Raw genomic sequence first — 15,120 nt, 5'->3', positions numbered from 1 at the left:
ACGTTTTGGCTGTGTGGTTTTGCGACCACGCTCGCTGATGACCTTCCTACCAATTTCGACCCATGGAGCTTCGTGCCGCCGGTCGGTTGCAGGAAGTTCGATCGTGCCCATAGGAAAGGTTCGTCATGAGCACAGGTACCGTTAAGTGGTTCAACTCCCAGAAGGGTTATGGCTTCATTCAGCCGGATGACGGCTCGAAGGATGTATTCGTTCACATCAGCGCCGTGGAGCGCGCCGGCCTGCGTGATCTGCAGGAAGGCCAGAAGGTCAGCTATGAGCTGGTCGAGGATCGTCGTTCCGGCAAGATGTCGGCTGATCGCCTCCAGGCTGCCTAAGCCCTGCGGGCGCGTCGCAGGACGCGTCTGATTCAATTCAAGACGGGCGAACGCTCGTTCGACGCCTCCGGCGATGGCCGGGGGCGTTTTTTTATTGCCTGAGGGCTCTGCCAGAACGGCTGGCGTGTTCTCGACAAAGGTTGTTCTCCGATGCCGTCCCGACGGTTCGAATGGGTGATCCCGGCGCAGCGCCGGGGCGGCTGAGCCATCGACGTCCAAAGCCGAGAACAATCTGTGACGACTCCAGCGACTTCCGACCCCGGCAACTTCCGACGCGACCAGCGTTCGCCGACTAGGCGGACCTCCTAAGTCCCTTCTTACTCGGCAGGTTGCTTGGGCTCGCCAGCGTGATCGCCCTGGTCGCCGTCGGGGGCTGAGGTACTGACAGGAGACTGTCTTCCGCTGAGTTGGCCGAACTGCGCTGCCCGCGGCAAGGGCGGGCCGAGCGGTTCGTGGGTAAGAAGACCAGCTCCTCGACGAGCAACGCCGAAAGGCGCCCGGCAAAATCAGCACGAGCAGGCCCTGCCGCCGTCGAGCCTGAGAATCGATTCACGCACGAATGGTGAGATTTCCACGACACGGAACTCGCGCGACAGCCGCATGCCGACATGGGCAGGCACCCACACGGCGCTGTTCGGCAGCACAACCCAGGTGCCGCGGCGATCGGTGGTGTCGGAGACGCCGCCGCTCGCCGCATAGATCAACTGTGCCTGATGATGAGAGTGGCGGGTACCGGTGAAAGAAGTTTCGTCGCGGGCCAGCAGGGATATCGAGCCTGCTTTGGTCGTGATTCCTTCCAGGCCGGATATGGCTGTTATGGTGATAGAAACGAGTCTATCCGCGCAAAATAGCCATCGAATGCTCTATTGTCGCGCTGGTGTGGGAAGCTTCATCGGTCGCATGAGTGAGATTGAGTTTTGCCGGGCTGTCGAGGCAAGACGCGCAGCATGATCCGCGTGAACTCGACTTGACCTGATTTAAATGACGTCAAACCGGCGAAGTTTCTCGACGGTCACATCGCAAGCACCACCACGGCATCAAGCCTTGCGATGGTACAGTTGGGTGGTCTCGAACCACCGACCTCCGGAGCCACAATCCGACGCTCTAACCAACTGAGCTACAACTGCATCTGGGCATGCGTTTAGCGGGATCGATCCGCTATTTCAAGTGTGGGGCGCGGGATTTTTTAATCCGTCCCACTCAAAGAAAAGGCCCGGACCATGTCCGGGCCTCGAAAGAGCTGTACGTGCTGAAAAATCAGGCGACGCTCTTGAAGGTCTTCTCGACCTGAGCCTTGACCGGAGCGATCGCCTCGTTGGCAACCTTCTGGGCGAGCTCGCCGAATTCCTTGGTCTGAGCGGAGACGGCTTCAGCCTGCTTGCGCAGGAAAGCGGTGTTGAGCTCGATCACGTCGGAGAAGGTCTTCACGCCGAACAGGGCGATGGCATGATCGAAGGAAGCGTTGGTGTTGGTGCGAGCCGACTCCAGAACCTTCAGGCCGAGGGTCGAAGCGCCCTTGGAAGCGGTGCTGTAAGCGCCTTCGAAAGCACTGGAGGCTTCCTCGGCAGCAACCTTGATCTTGGCATAGGTGTCCTTGGCCTGGGCGGCGCCCTTCTCGGCGAAGTCACGGACGGAAGCAGGGATTTCCAGCTTGGAGAGATTTTCGAAGGCCAGCTCAGTTTCAGTCTTGTTCTTGGCGGCAACCATAGAACGCTCCTTGGGATAAGGGTGAAATTGGATTAGTGGACTTAACGAAACGACTTTGAGGAAGCGTCGGCATGACGTGCTGCAACGAGCGGCGACCTCACCTGCCGCAATCTATATCAAATGCCTTTGTGCGATGCAATAACTTTGTTGCAGTGCACAATCGTCAGATCAAAGCGCAATTTTTGGGCGATTCATGCCCAAAATTATGCCTATTGGTGAATTTTTCGCTTGGTCAGATCAGGGGTGATTGACGGGTTTTTACCCGATATTGCGCTGCAATTGCCACTTTTATGACAATTGGTGGCCGAATTAGCGCTTTGCCGCCATAGAGGAGAGGTGCAACGTTACGCCGCGGAAAGTATTGCGTATCACCGCGACGAAGAGATATGCCGTGATTGCAAGACAGGGCTGTCTTTTTGCAGGGTCGCCAAGAATAGTTCAGTTATTTGGAATTATTAGCGTGCGGGTCCCAAGCAATATATTACCTCGCACCCGCGCCAGTTGAGATAGGAATGCGGCACTGCCGGGGCTGCCCGTCAGGGCAATCCCGGCCCGGCTGTCTTGATAATCTCTATTTCTTCGGCTTGGCGACGTCCGAAGCCACCTTGCTGGCCGTGGCACCAATATCCTTGGCCTGCTCGCCGAAAGCCTGGAGCTGCGCCTTGATGAAGTCGCTCTGCAGTTGCAGTACCTGTTGAGGGTCCCTGGCCTTGACGAGGTTCGAGGCGAAGTCCAGAGCAGCCGCCACGTTCTGTTCGGCATAGGTCAGGGCCTTGCGGCCGATATCCTTGCCGCCGGTCTGGATTGCATCGCTGGTGCCTTCGAGGGTACCGGCTGCCTTGTAGGCCGCGCCCATGAAACCGTCGAATGCCTTCTTGGCCTGATCGACGCTCTTTTCCGCCATGTCGCGCATCTCGGACGGAATTTCGAAGTTCGGCGGCTTGGTTGTCATTGGCGTATCCTCCGTTGCCCCCGCCCCCAGGCCGGTGACGGTGCAGGTGACGATAGCGCAGGCTTGGCGTTTTAACCATGCCTGAGATCAGCGGGGGATGACGGCGGGCCGGCGATTTACCCTTTTGTTTTCCATCTGTATTCATACTTTGTTAGTCATTTCGGCAGGTTCTTGGAAAACGGCATGATCGAGGCGATGTTGCGGACGGCTTTGATGGCCGATCAGCGCCTGCAGGCGCTGATGGACGACCCGCGCCCAGCCTTCGTCTGGCATCTGGACGGGCGTGCGCTTGCCTGGGCCAACCGCGCCGCAGCCCAGAGCCTGGGCCTGGCGCCGGCGGACATCCTGCGTCAGCAATCGAGTTCCGCCCTGGTTTCGCTCTCGCCGCAGATCGCGGCCATCGCCCGCAAACTCCCGAGGCCAGGGGCCATGCGGCTCGATCGCCTGCGCCTGCCCGGTATGGGCGCGCTCGACACCCTGTCCTGTGCCTGCCGATCCTTCGACGGTCCGGAAGGGTTTCTGGGACTGCTCGTGCAATCGCTCGATCTGCCGCGCGGACGGCGGCAGCAGAGCTGGGCTCCGCCCTCGGTGACGGATACGCTGCCGCCCTTACCGGCCGCAGGAACGGAGGCAATTCCGTCCGGTGAGTCGGCTGCGGCCAAACCCTTCGAACAGAACGGCGCCTGGCGCTGGGTCGAAGCCGAAGGCGAGCGCAGCGAGCCGGCAAGGCCGGACGCTCCGCTGTCCTCGCCCGTGGAGCCCGCGCAGAACAAGTCCGCCGAGCCGTTGCCCATCGCTCGCACCAAACCTCTTCGCTTCGTCTTCCAGACCGATGCCGAGGGACGTTTCGTCTCCGTATCGGCCGAACTGGCGCAGGCCCTGGGCCAGCGGGCCGCCGACTGGACCGGTCGGCGCTTCGCCGATATCGCAGCGGCGCATGGTCTGCGCGACAGCACGGCCATCGTCTCGGCCCTTGCCGGGCGCCGGACCTGGACCGGGCTGTCCGTGCTCTGGCCCGATGCTGCCACCCGACAGGAAACGCCGATCAGCCTGAGCGCTTCGCCGCAATTCCAGGGCGAAGGTCAGTTCGCCGGTTTCCGTGGCTTCGGCATTGCCGGTATGCCGCGGGCGCTATCCACCCCGATCGAGGCTGAAGTGCCGCCGGCGAAAGCCGCGATCGTCTGGCAGGATGCCGACCCGGCGGATGGGCAGGAACCGGCACCCGCTCCTGAACCATTGTCGGTTCGTACGCCCCCGCGGAATGCCGACAGCAATGTGGTACGCTTGCCGAGCAAGGTGACCCAAGAAAAACACGCACCCGAGCGGCCTGTATCTGAAAAACATATATCCGAACGGTCCGGGCCGGAGCGGCACAGCTTGACGGCGACGGAACGGACCGCTTTCCACGAGATTGCCAAGGCCTTGGGGGCGCGTATCGAGGGTGAACGTCGGGTCGAACCGGCGAAGCAGGAAGCGCGCCCGGCCGCTGAACCCGATCAGGCTGGTCTGGAGCAACCGGTCGCTCGCGCGGAACCGGAAACGCGCCTCGAAAAGCCCGGCGCCGCGATAGCCCCGGGGCAGCCCGACCCCAAGCCCGCCGACCCCGCCGTTGCGCCGGCCCTGAGCGCCGACGAGATTCGCTGGCTGGAGGACGCCGCTTCCGAACCGGAGGCAGTCTCGCCCGAAACGCTGCCCGCAGGCGAGCCAGAGCCGGTGGCGCGCCCGATCAAGCTTGGGCGTCTCGACAAGGTGCCGGTCGCCCTGATCGACCGGCTTCCGATCGGTATCTTCATCGCGCGCGGCGAGGAACTGCAATTTGCCAATCGGACCATGCTCGAACTGCTGGGCTATCCCGATGTCGAGGCGATCCGCCAGGCCGGCGGCCTCGACCATGTCTTTGCCGGCAGCGGACCCATCGCCACGGGCGAGGATACCAATCCCGGCGTGCTCCTGAAAACCGCTTCGGGCGAGACCATCGCCGTCGACGGCCGCGTGCAGACCACGCATTGGGATGGGGAGAGCGCTCTACTCATTTCCGTTCGCCGTCCGGTCGGCGAGGTCGGTGCCGACAAGCTGCATGCGGCCGAACGCCGTGCCGACGAACTTCAAGCGGTGCTCGACACGGCGACCGACGGCGTGGTGATTCTCGACGAGCAAGGACGCATCGTCAGCATCAACCGCAGCGCCGAGGCATTGTTCGGCTATGAGCAGCGCGAGATCATCGGCAAGGACCTCCTGCTGCTGTTCGCGCCGGAGAGCCATCGCGCGGCCTTCGACTATCTCGACAGCCTACGCTCCAACGGCGTGGCGAGCCTGCTCAACGACGGCCGCGAGGTGATCGGCCGCGTGCGCCAGGGTGGCGCCGTGCCGCTGTTCATGACTATCGGCCGGCTCGGGAGCGAGAAGACGGGCGAGGAGGCCAAGCGCTTTTGCGCCGTACTGCGCGACGTCACCAGCTTCAAGAAGGCCGAAAGCGAGCTGACGGCCGCCAAACGTCAGGCCGAGGAAGCCTCTTCGCAGAAATCGGACTTCCTTGCCAAGATCTCGCATGAGGTGCGCACACCGCTCAACGCCATCATCGGCTTTGCCGAGGTGATGATGGAGGAGCGTTTCGGTCCAATGGGCAACGAGCGCTACCGCTCCTATGCCCGCGACATCCACACCTCCGGCGAGCACGTCATCAGCCTGGTCAACGATCTGCTCGATCTCTCCAAGATCGAGGCCGGCAAGCTCGACCTCAGCTTTTCCAGCGTCAATCTCAACGAGGTGGTGCAGCAGTCGGTCAGCCTGATGCAGCCCCAGGCCAGCCGCGACCGCATCATCATCCGCATGGCGCTGGCCGGGAACTTGCCCAATGTCGTGGCCGATGGGCGCAGCATCCGCCAGATCGTGCTCAATTTGCTGTCCAACTCGATCAAGTTCACCCAGGCGGGCGGCCAGGCGATCATCTCCACCACACTGTCGGAGCGTGGCGAAGCCGTGCTGCGCGTGCGCGATACCGGCGTCGGCATGACCGAACGCGAGCTCACCATCGCCATGGAACCCTTCCGCCAGGTCGCCTCGACCACCCTGGGCGGCACGGGTCTTGGCTTGCCCCTGACCAAGGCGTTGGTGGAAGCCAACAGGGCGAGCTTCACCATCCAGTCCACCAAGAATTCGGGAACGCTGGTGGAAGTGACCTTCCCCTCGACGCGGGTGTTGGCGGAGTAGGGGGCTCCAGCCGAAATTGGTGAGTTTGGAGGAGCGAGTCGGTATGGGTTCCTTGCCCACGACGAAAACTTCTTGCCGGGCGTTTCTGACGGTGGCCTTCGTCGTGCCTGTCTTGACTTTTCAGCTCCTTGCCGGCGCCCGAGCTTTCGCCCAAGAAGCGGCCTCTGTAGAGCCTGGAGCCGCGAGGCCAATCATCATGGTCACCGCCCAATTGGGTCAGGCGGCTGGCCAGTTCTTCGCCGCCAATCCGACCATCGATCCCAAGCCCCATCTCGGGCAAGCCGGGGCCGAATTACCCGATATGGGATTTATGTTTCTCCATGCCTTCGCCGATCGGCCGGCCGAGCCTGATGGCTATATCCTGCGCTATGAGAAAGGCGATTGTGCGGTCTCCTTGCCGGCCGGACGTGACGTCTTTTTCGGGCAGACGGCTGGCTTTCTGACGAATTTTGCCGCGACATTGCCGCGTGAACCACTGTCGTTCGATCAAATGATGGCTCTGGCGCAGGAGATCGCTGCGAGGTTCGACAAGGCGGGTTGGAAGCGCCTCAATTACAATGCCGCCATTGCGGCGGAGAATTTCGGCAAAAACGGTCCCAACAAGACGCAGGAGAAGCTCGGCGAATGGGTGCCGTGCAATGAAGCCGGCCTCGTGGTCGCCATTGCCCTGGTCAATCATAGCGATGTGCGACCGGGGATGATGGAGCCCGCAGCCCTCACCGCGCAACGGCCGGCCGATGCCCCGCCTCACTATGTCGTCGAAGTCCGCTTTATGGATAGCGACATGGCACTTTACGATGAAGCCATCGCCCTGCGCGATGCCCGCCGCCTTGCCGTCAACGGCGATACGGACAAGCCCCTGACGTTCAAGCTCTGGGTCGATGAGCCCGACTGGCGTCCCAAAGACTGGCAGGGCCAATTCATCAAATAGAGCAGCCTGTCCTATTCATATAGCGTGCTCTTTCCCGACCAGGTTTCTTCACGCCGTCCTTGCCGATCCATGCGCCACCGCGATCGTCGCTTCGAGCAGCAGCCGAGCACCGTCCCTTATGCTCGCAGGCTCGACATGCTCGGCCTCGTTATGGCTGATGCCGTCTCGGCAGGGTACGAAGATCATTGCCGTCGGCGCCACGCGGGCAAGGAACAGCGCGTCGTGAAAGGCGCCCGAGACCATCCTCTTGCTGGGCAGGCACAAACGGTTGGCCGTTGCCTCGATGGTGTCGATCATCTCTGGCGCGAAGACACCGGGCGGCATGTCGAAGGCGGTGGCGATCTCGACCGAGCAGCCCTGTTTCTCACCCTCGACGCGGCAGATGGCCCGCACCTCGCCCTCGATGGCTTCGAGCCGGACAGCCGAGGGATGACGCAGGTCGAGGCTGAAGGTCACGGCCTTGGGTATGGCGTTGACCGATCCCGGGATGGTGGCGATCCGCCCGACCGTCAACCTCGCATCGGCATCGGAGGGCATCACGCTGGTCTGGAGTTGATGCATCATGCCGACGGCCGCCACCATCGGGTCGCGGCGATAAGGTAGCGGCGTGGTGCCGGCATGGCCGGCCTCGCCGGTGACGGTGACCTTGAGCCAGCGCGTGCCCTGGACGCCCGTGACCACGCCGATGGCGAGACCTTCCTTTTCGAGCGAGGGGCCCTGCTCGATATGCAGCTCGATATAGCCCGACAGGGGGGGGCCGAGGGGGCGCAGGGCCGCTTCAGGCAGGGATGCAAGCGTCGCGGCCAACTCGCCCGAGAAGGAGGCGCCGTCGCTCCCGGTCAGGAACTGCCATTGCGCCGGATCCGCAGCGCCGGCAAAGGCCATCGATCCCATCACGCCGGGTGCGAAGCGGCTGCCTTCCTCATTGGTCCAGGCGACTGCCTCGACGGGACCCGGCGTCTGCAGGCCTGCATCCTCCAATGCTTCGAGTGCCTCGAAGGCCGACAGTGTGCCGAGCGCTCCGTCATAGCGCCCGCCGGTGGGCTGACTGTCGAGATGGCTGCCGATCAGCAAAGGCGGCAGGCTGTCGTCACGCCCGCCGCGGCGGATGAAGAGATTGGCCATGGCGTCCTGGAAGACCCCGAAGCCTCGGGCCTGGGCCAGTTCGGCCAGCAGGCGCCGCGCGGCGCGATCCTCCGGGCTGAGGGCTTGGCGGTTGACGCCGCCCGCCGGCGTGGCACCGATGCGGGCGAAGGCCTCGAGACGCTGCTGCAATCGTTCGGCATTGATAGCCGGAGATGTCATCGGGCCAGCCCGGCGATGAAAGCGGTCACACGGGCGGGGTCGACCGGGTTCCACCATACGCCGTCATGCTTGAGGGCGCTGGCGATGATCACGCCGTCGACGATCGAGAGGATGTCGTTGGCATTGTCCGGGGTAACGCCACTGCCGACGAGGGTCGGCAGGCCGGCTGCCTCCTTGATCATGCGGATATAGCCAAGATCCGCGGCATGGCCGGTACGCTGGCCGGTGGCGATGATGGCATCGGCGTCGAAGAAGACGAGATCCTTCACCAGTTCCTCCACCGGTCGGTCGGCGACGATGGCGTGAGAGCCGTGCTTCACATGGGCGTCGGCGAAGATGCGGATGCCGTTGGCGCGCAATTTGGCCCGGAAGCGCATGGCGCGGGCAGCCTCGCCCTCGACGAAGCCTTCATTGGCGACGTAGGCGTTGGCCCATTGGTTGACTCGAATGAAGCCCGCGCCGGCGGCGCTGGCGATGGAAAGGGCGGGGATGGCGGCATTGGCCAGCACGTTGATGCCGATGGGGCGTCCGAGTTCGCGCCGGATGCGGTCGGAGATCACCGACATATAGGCCGATGTCTCGGGGCCGATGTCGTCGGGCTTGGCGAAGGGGATGTCGCCATGATTCTCGACGATCACGCCCTCGCAGCCGCCATGCAGATAGGCTTTCGCATCGTCGAGGCCGCGCTGATAGATGGCTTCGATCGCTTCGCCCTGATAGCGCGGGGAGCCGGGAAGCGGGGCGAGATGCACCACGCCGATGACGACCTTGGTTCTGCCATAGAGGCTGGTCAGCGCATCGCCGGCAGCCTGGCCGATGGGTTTGGAGGAGGGTGTCATGGCTTTTCCGTTTCCAATTTCCTGATGAGGTCGCGGATCTCCGCCCGGCTGGGGCAGGACTCCGATGTGCCGCTGCGGCCAACCGCGATGGCAGCGGCGGCAATGGCGAGGCTGGTCGCCTCGACGGGCGCCATGCCGAGATCGATGCCGCCGGCGAAGATGCCGCAGAAGACATCGCCCGCGCCGCTGGTATCGATAGCGGTGACCGCCGGGGCCGGCAGGCGGCGAATGCTTCCGGTCCTGCCCTCGGCAATGAGGCAGCCGCGGGGGCCGAGGGTGACGAGGACGATGCCGGCTTTCTGGCGGAGGAGTTCAGCGGCGGCCTGCTCGGGATCGTCGCAGCGGGTCAGCGCCTGGGCTTCCCCCTCATTGACGATGACGATATCGGCCGACGGCAGTGCCGGGCCTGTTTCGGCGGGGAGAGGGCTGGGATTGAGAACCGTGCGGGCGCCGCGATGTATGGCCAGGTCGAGGCAGGCTGCAGTGGCCCTTGGCGACAGGTTGCCCTGCATCACCACGATATCGCCGGGCGCAATCCGCTCGGCGATATCCGTTTCCGCGTCGGGATCAAAGGCTTCGGCACACAGGCTTCCGGTGACGATGATGTTCTCGCCGCCGGTTTCCACCAGCACCGCCGAGCGATCCGTGGGCAGGGGCTTGGCGGTGAGGCGGCCGGCGAGACTTTCCGCGGTGAGACGATCGGTGATCCAACCTCCCGCCAGGTCGTCGCCAACAGCCGCCCACAGCGTCACGTCCGCGCCTGTGCGGGAGGCGGCAATGGCCTGGTTGGCGCCCTTGCCGCCGATGCCGTCGGCGTGACCGGAGGCATTGAGCGTTTCGCCGGGAACCGGGAAACGCTCCAGCCGGAAGGTCGTGTCGACACAGACATTGCCGACGACATGCACTGCCATGGTTCAGCCCTTCGTGGTCGCCCGATTCTTCTCGGTCGCCCAAGCCAGCATCTGCTCGAACAGTTTCTTGTAGCCGTCCCAGGCGATGAAGCCCGGCGGCAGCCAATGCGGGCCGACATCGGACGTCCAGGCCACGGTGCGGCCCTTGCCGTAGGTGCCGGTCACCAGCAGCGGCTGGGAACCATAGTCGGACGAGACCGTGGCGAGCACCTCGGCGCCCGGCTTGAGCGTCACCTCGTTGTAGCCGAGCAGGACGGGCCATTCCGTGCTGAGACCCTGCAGGATCGGATGATCGGCCGCGCCGGTGACGACGGGGGCGTAGCCCTCGGGCACTTCCACGCGGTCGTCGAAAGCAAGGCATTCGACCGGCAGCACGTCCTCCACCGGCGTCTTGCGGTAGCGCGCGCCGCCATTGATGCCCTGGAAGCTGAAATAGCCGCCGAACATCAACAGGCCGCCGCCGTTCTGCACATAGTCACGCAGAAGGCGCAGGCGGTTCGGGGTGGGCTTGGAGTGGATCCAGGTATCGGGATGGAGCAGCAGCGTGTTTGCGCCGATGTCGGATAGCACGACGGCGTCATAGGCGCAAAGCGCCTCGATCGTCTGCGGGAAATGGCGCTGGGCCTCATGCGCAGGCATGAAGGTCACGTCGAAGGCGCCGTCCTTCAGGGCGGCGAGAAGCTCGTCCGCGCCGGTGTGATAGGTGGCGGTCGGGAACTGGTCGAAGCCCTTGATATGGGTCGAGGTCGAGACCCAGGATTCGCCGGCGAGCAGGATCTTCTTCTTGGACATGGTCACTCCTATAGCGTTTTGCGATTTGGTGGGATCACCAAGAATCGCAAAGACGCGTTCGAACAAAGAGTTAGAGCAAAAGTGCGTTTTCGATAAAAAGCGCTTTGCTCCAGGAAAAGGGGTCGTGGGCTCACACCGCGGCGGAGAACACGGATTTGGGATTGTCGACGAGCACGCGGTCGATCGCGGCCTGCTCCACGCCGTGGCGCAGGAGGCGGGGCACGAAATGCTTGAGGATGAAGCCGTAGCCGAAGCCGCCATAGCGGGTGAGCATGATCTTCAGGAAGACGTCCTGCGACAGCAGCAGGCGGTCGGTGAAGCCCATGTCGACCAGCGCGCGGATCGCGGTGGCGTTCTGCTCGTCGGAAGGGGACTGGGCGTCCTGGTCGGCAAAATAATAGTCCATGCCGATCATGTCGTATTCGAGGAAGGCGCCGCGTTCGGCCAGGGCCCGCTGATAGGGCAGGTCGGCATGGCTCGGATTCATGTGGCAGAGCACGGTATGCCTGGGATCGGCGCCCTCGGCCTCGACAATGTCGAGCACGCGATGACCGAGACGCTCCCAGCCCGGCAGATGGATGGAGAGCGGCAGGCCGGTTATCCCGGCTGCGCGCGCCGAGGCGCGCAGCGACTTTTCCTCCTCCGCCGTGAAATCCTTGCTGACGCCGACCTCACCGATGATCCCCGCCATGATCTGCGGCTGCTCTTGCCCGCCGCCGACATCGTTGACGATGAACTGCGTCACCGCGTCGACATCCATCGCCTTCAGCCAGTCCGGATGGGTCGGCTCCAGATAGAAGCCGGTACCCATGATGATCTTCATGCCGGAAGCGCGGGAGATGCGTGCCAGCTTCTCGGGTGCCCGGCCGATGCCGATATTGGTGGCCTCGATCACCGTATGGCCGCCGAGCGCCTGGAAGCGCTTGAGCTCGGACAAAGCGAGGTCACTGTCGTCGAGCGAGACATTGTCGCGATTCATATAGGGGTTCATCCGCAACTCGCCGATGATCTCGATATTCACCGCCTGCTCGGCGATCGCTTTCTCGTCCGGATGGCAGGGGCATTTCCAGGTGCGGGCGCCATCGAGCAGGATGTGCTCGTGCATCAGGGTGATGCCGAGGTCGTCCACCGGCACCGGGCCGAGCACGGTCATGGCGGTGCCGGATCGGATGCCGATCGGCTTGCGTTCGGCGGGACGGGGCTGGAACAGGTGATCCATGCTCAATGGCTCCTCATCGCGCCCTTGAACAGGCGGAAATTGAGCCAGATGGCGATCAGGATGATCGAGCCGGTGACGATAGGAGTCAGGAAGGGTGACATATGCGCCAGCACCAGGCCGTTGGCGATGACCGCCACCGTCAGGGCACCCAGCACCGTGCCGACAACGGTGCCGCGCCCGCCGAACAGGCTGGTGCCGCCCAGGACCACCGCGGCGATGACGTCGAGCTCGAAACCCTGGCCGGCATTGGAGGAGCCGGAGCCAAGGCGCGCCGCCAGGATGACGCCGGCCGCGGCGGCCGCCATGCTGGAGAGGATATAGACGCACAGCACCACGAAGCGGGTATTGATGCCGGCGCGCCGGACAGCCTCGGCATTGGCGCCGACGCCGGTGACATAGCGGCCGAAGGGCGTCCGGTTGAAGACGAGGAAGGCGATCACCAGCACCACGAGGGCGATCAGGGCGGGCACGGGCACGCCGAGGAACCAGGCGCGCCCGATCGCGGTGAAGGGGCTCTGAGCCTCGACCGGGATCGAATAGCCGGCGGTGATCAGGAGAGCGAGGCCTCGGATCACCGACAGGCCCGCCAGGGTGACGATGAAGGCGGGAATGCGTTCATAGGCGATGAAGAAGCCCTGTATGGCGCCGATCACGCCGCCCATTGCCAGCATCAGCACGATGACGAGGGGCCAGGGAATCCCGGCCTGCAGCGAGGCCGCCGACAGAGTCGCCGCGAGCGCCAGCACCGAGCCGACCGAAAGATCGATGCCGCCGGTCGTGATCACGAAGGTCATTGCGGCCGCCACGATCAGCAGCGGTGCCGACTGGCGCACGATGTTGAGCAGGTTGGGGGTGGTGAGGAAGGCGTCGGTCCAGATCGAGAAGACCAGGCAGACGAAGATGAAGAACAGGGCGATCGAAATGATGCTGCCATTCGCCATCGCCTTGTCGCGCCAGCGCGCCTTGTGGACGCGGGGGCGATGGGCGGGCGTGGTGGATGAGGCCGTCATGCGCGGGCTCCGTTGTCCTGGGGAGAGCCGTTCTTTTGGGCGGCGCCGGCGGAGCGGGCGTTGAATTTGCGGCCGACGATGAGGTTGACCACCTCTTCGATATTGGTGTCCTCGATCCGGCGCTCGGCGACGTTGCGACCCTCATACATCACCTGGATGCGGTCGCAGACGAGGAAGAGGTCCTGCAGGCGGTGGGTGATCAGGATGACGCTGACGCCGCGGGCGCTGACGGTGCGGATCAGTTCGAGCACCGCCTCGACTTCGGCGACGGCCAGGGCGGCCGTGGGCTCGTCCATGATCAGCACGGAGGGATTGAAGGAAGCGGCGCGGCCGATGGCGATCGACTGGCGCTGGCCACCGGAGAGGTTCTCGACCTTCAGCCTGGTATCGGCGATGACGATGCCGAGCTTGTCGAGCATGTCGCGGGCCTGGTCGTGCATGCGGCGCTGGTCGAGGAAGGGAACGCCGAGGATGCGGTGCCTGGGCTCGCGGCCGAGGAAGAGATTGCCGGCGACATCGACGCTGTCGCACAGCGACAGGTCCTGATAGACCATCTCCACCCGTGCCGCGCGGGCATCGGCAGGGGAGGCGAAGGACTGCACCTTGCCGTCGATCTCGATCGTGCCGGTGTCGGGGATCACGGCGCCCGAAAGCACCTTGCTCAGGGTCGATTTACCGGCGCCATTGTCGCCGACCAGTCCCAGCACCTCGCCGGGCCTGAGCATCAGCGATACGTCGTCCAGGGTCTGGATCGTGTTGTATCGCTTGGAGATACCGGTCATCTTGACGCGGTAGGGTTCGCCACTGTCCATCATGGTTCCGCCTGGCAATGAGATGCCCCGCCCGCGGCTCGAAGAGCAGCGGGCTTGGGCCCAACTATGCGTGGGGGCCTGTCAGCCCGTTACTTGAACATGCCCCGGAACTTGTCGACGTTCTCCTTGGTGACGATCGTCACGGGAACGTTGATGATCGGCTCGACCTTCTCGCCCTTCTTGAGCTTGGCCAGGGCTTCCACCGCGGCCTTGCCCTCGCCGGCCGGATCCTGCTGGATCACGCCGGTGACCCAGCCCTGGTCGATGCCTTCGATGGCCTGCTTGGTCAGGTCCCAGCCGAAGACCTTGACGCCTTCGGTGCGCCCCTGGCTGGTCACGGCGGACACGGTGCCGAGAAGGGCCGGTTCGCCGGTGGCATAGAGCGTGGTCATGTCGGGATTGGCCGTCATCAGGTTCTCGGCCGCGCTCAGCGCCACGTCCTGCACGTTCTGGCCGTCGACGGTGTCGAGGAAGGTGACCTTGAGGCCGCTGGCCGTCACTGCCTTCTTGAAGCCATCCAGCCGCTGGTTCTGGATGTAGGAATTGAGGGCGCCGACCACGCCGATCTTGGCGGTGCCATCCAGCTTGGACTTGACGTAGTCGGCGTAGAACTTGCCGATGTCCTCGCCGGCCTTGAGATTGTCCACGCCGACGAAGGAGACATTGTCGCCGTCGGGGATCTGGGCATCGATGGCGATGACGGGGATGCCGGCCTTCTTGGCGGAGGTGATGGCGGGCTTCACGCCGTTGACGTCGATGGCGATCAGGATGATGCCGTCGACTTTCTGGGTGATGTAGTTCTCGATCGCATCGTTCTGGGCGCTCGGAACATTGTTGGCGTTGAAGATGACGAGCTTGGCGCCGGCCGCCTTGGCGGCGGCCTCAGCGCCTTCGTTGATCTGGTTGAAGAACAGGGCCTGCTGGTTGATGGTGACCAGGGCGAAGGTGTCGGCCAAAGCGGACACCGATCCGAGGGACAGCGCCAGGGCTGCCGCTGCCGAGCAGCCGGCGAGATATTTTGAAAGCCGCATTTCAGTTCCCTTCATGGATGGCCCGTGCCGGGCTCATTCTCAGTTCTGACATCAGCATCATTCAAG

General features: G+C 63.8%; 14 protein-coding genes and 1 tRNA gene. 3 read left to right on the top strand and 12 right to left on the bottom strand.

Annotation, left to right across the window (positions count from 1 at the left end; genetic code table 11):
* Positions 1–125: 125 nt before the first annotated feature.
* Positions 126–335 (top strand): cold-shock protein, encoded by a 210-nt coding sequence (locus tag ACR9ZN_RS17885; RefSeq protein ID WP_149253971.1) that lies wholly within the window; start codon positions 126–128, stop codon positions 333–335.
* 506 nt (positions 336–841) lie between these two features.
* Here the strand turns inward: ACR9ZN_RS17885 and ACR9ZN_RS17880 are convergent.
* The 4 genes from ACR9ZN_RS17880 to ACR9ZN_RS17865 all read right to left on the bottom strand — a co-directional run bounded on the left by ACR9ZN_RS17880 (position 842) and on the right by ACR9ZN_RS17865 (position 2,994).
* Positions 842–1,039 carry a cupin domain-containing protein gene (locus ACR9ZN_RS17880; protein WP_481272812.1) on the bottom strand — a complete coding sequence of 66 codons (198 nt, stop codon included), beginning with the start codon at positions 1,037–1,039 and terminating at the stop codon, positions 842–844.
* 346 nt (positions 1,040–1,385) lie between these two features.
* A tRNA-His gene (locus ACR9ZN_RS17875) sits at positions 1,386–1,462 on the bottom strand.
* A 130-nt stretch (positions 1,463–1,592) separates the two neighbouring features.
* The gene (locus ACR9ZN_RS17870) at positions 1,593–2,042 is read right to left on the bottom strand and encodes a phasin (RefSeq protein WP_149253972.1); all 450 of its coding nucleotides are present in this window, start codon (positions 2,040–2,042) and stop codon (positions 1,593–1,595) included.
* Positions 2,043–2,613: 571 nt separating this feature from the next.
* On the bottom strand, positions 2,614–2,994 hold the full coding sequence (locus tag ACR9ZN_RS17865; protein ID WP_434957809.1) for a phasin: 381 nt from the start codon (positions 2,992–2,994) through the stop codon (positions 2,614–2,616).
* A 183-nt stretch (positions 2,995–3,177) separates the two neighbouring features.
* Here ACR9ZN_RS17865 and ACR9ZN_RS17860 point away from each other — a divergent pair, with 183 nt between their 5' ends.
* Both ACR9ZN_RS17860 and ACR9ZN_RS17855 read left to right on the top strand, forming a co-directional pair.
* Complete coding sequence (locus ACR9ZN_RS17860) at positions 3,178–6,204, top strand: PAS domain-containing protein (protein ID WP_481272811.1); 3,027 nt, start codon at positions 3,178–3,180, stop codon at positions 6,202–6,204.
* 196 nt (positions 6,205–6,400) lie between these two features.
* Entirely contained in the window at positions 6,401–7,135 is a 735-nt protein-coding gene (locus ACR9ZN_RS17855; protein ID WP_434957807.1) for a hypothetical protein, read from the top strand.
* A gap of 48 nt (positions 7,136–7,183) precedes the next feature.
* Here ACR9ZN_RS17855 and ACR9ZN_RS17850 read toward each other — a convergent pair whose 3' ends face one another.
* The 8 genes from ACR9ZN_RS17850 to ACR9ZN_RS17815 all read right to left on the bottom strand — a co-directional run bounded on the left by ACR9ZN_RS17850 (position 7,184) and on the right by ACR9ZN_RS17815 (position 15,054).
* On the bottom strand, positions 7,184–8,440 hold the full coding sequence (locus ACR9ZN_RS17850) for a Zn-dependent hydrolase (RefSeq protein ID WP_481272810.1): 1,257 nt from the start codon (positions 8,438–8,440) through the stop codon (positions 7,184–7,186).
* Positions 8,437–9,279, bottom strand: a complete 843-nt coding sequence (locus ACR9ZN_RS17845) for a BtpA family protein (RefSeq protein WP_434957805.1) — start codon at positions 9,277–9,279, stop codon at positions 8,437–8,439. Before ACR9ZN_RS17845 ends, ACR9ZN_RS17850 begins: the two co-directional genes overlap by 4 nt.
* Entirely contained in the window at positions 9,276–10,190 is a 915-nt protein-coding gene (locus ACR9ZN_RS17840; protein WP_454815488.1) for a ribokinase, read from the bottom strand. The genes ACR9ZN_RS17845 and ACR9ZN_RS17840 overlap by 4 nt, the downstream gene beginning before the upstream one ends.
* Before the next feature lie 3 nt (positions 10,191–10,193).
* Positions 10,194–10,982 carry a glutamine amidotransferase gene (locus tag ACR9ZN_RS17835; protein ID WP_481272809.1) on the bottom strand — a complete coding sequence of 263 codons (789 nt, stop codon included), beginning with the start codon at positions 10,980–10,982 and terminating at the stop codon, positions 10,194–10,196.
* Positions 10,983–11,112: 130 nt separating this feature from the next.
* Positions 11,113–12,201 carry a phosphotriesterase family protein gene (locus ACR9ZN_RS17830; RefSeq protein WP_454815484.1) on the bottom strand — a complete coding sequence of 363 codons (1,089 nt, stop codon included), beginning with the start codon at positions 12,199–12,201 and terminating at the stop codon, positions 11,113–11,115.
* A gap of 2 nt (positions 12,202–12,203) precedes the next feature.
* Positions 12,204–13,211 carry an ABC transporter permease gene (locus ACR9ZN_RS17825; RefSeq protein WP_434957801.1) on the bottom strand — a complete coding sequence of 336 codons (1,008 nt, stop codon included), beginning with the start codon at positions 13,209–13,211 and terminating at the stop codon, positions 12,204–12,206.
* A complete protein-coding gene (locus ACR9ZN_RS17820; protein WP_454815482.1) occupies positions 13,208–14,026 on the bottom strand; it encodes an ATP-binding cassette domain-containing protein in 819 nt (272 codons plus the stop codon). Before ACR9ZN_RS17820 ends, ACR9ZN_RS17825 begins: the two co-directional genes overlap by 4 nt.
* Before the next feature lie 86 nt (positions 14,027–14,112).
* Positions 14,113–15,054, bottom strand: coding sequence for an ABC transporter substrate-binding protein (locus ACR9ZN_RS17815; protein ID WP_434957799.1), 942 nt, complete (start codon positions 15,052–15,054; stop codon positions 14,113–14,115).
* Positions 15,055–15,120: the final 66 nt, after the last annotated feature.

Source organism: Labrys sp. HAY1-8F (genome assembly GCF_056754975.1).
The sequence above is the reverse complement of the archived record's forward strand: the minus strand, read 5'-3'. Positions and strand labels throughout refer to the sequence as shown.

Coding starts and splice junctions, on each gene's coding strand:
- ACR9ZN_RS17865 (WP_434957809.1), bottom strand. CDS start 2,994: ATGACAACCAAGCCGCCGAACTTCGAAATTCCGTCCGAGATGCGCGAC.
- ACR9ZN_RS17885 (WP_149253971.1), top strand. CDS start 126: ATGAGCACAGGTACCGTTAAGTGGTTCAACTCCCAGAAGGGTTATGGC.
- ACR9ZN_RS17850 (WP_481272810.1), bottom strand. CDS start 8,440: ATGACATCTCCGGCTATCAATGCCGAACGATTGCAGCAGCGTCTCGAG.
- ACR9ZN_RS17845 (WP_434957805.1), bottom strand. CDS start 9,279: ATGACACCCTCCTCCAAACCCATCGGCCAGGCTGCCGGCGATGCGCTG.
- ACR9ZN_RS17825 (WP_434957801.1), bottom strand. CDS start 13,211: ATGACGGCCTCATCCACCACGCCCGCCCATCGCCCCCGCGTCCACAAG.
- ACR9ZN_RS17855 (WP_434957807.1), top strand. CDS start 6,401: ATGGTCACCGCCCAATTGGGTCAGGCGGCTGGCCAGTTCTTCGCCGCC.
- ACR9ZN_RS17830 (WP_454815484.1), bottom strand. CDS start 12,201: ATGGATCACCTGTTCCAGCCCCGTCCCGCCGAACGCAAGCCGATCGGC.
- ACR9ZN_RS17835 (WP_481272809.1), bottom strand. CDS start 10,982: ATGTCCAAGAAGAAGATCCTGCTCGCCGGCGAATCCTGGGTCTCGACC.
- ACR9ZN_RS17815 (WP_434957799.1), bottom strand. CDS start 15,054: ATGCGGCTTTCAAAATATCTCGCCGGCTGCTCGGCAGCGGCAGCCCTG.
- ACR9ZN_RS17870 (WP_149253972.1), bottom strand. CDS start 2,042: ATGGTTGCCGCCAAGAACAAGACTGAAACTGAGCTGGCCTTCGAAAAT.
- ACR9ZN_RS17820 (WP_454815482.1), bottom strand. CDS start 14,026: ATGATGGACAGTGGCGAACCCTACCGCGTCAAGATGACCGGTATCTCC.
- ACR9ZN_RS17860 (WP_481272811.1), top strand. CDS start 3,178: ATGATCGAGGCGATGTTGCGGACGGCTTTGATGGCCGATCAGCGCCTG.
- ACR9ZN_RS17840 (WP_454815488.1), bottom strand. CDS start 10,190: ATGGCAGTGCATGTCGTCGGCAATGTCTGTGTCGACACGACCTTCCGG.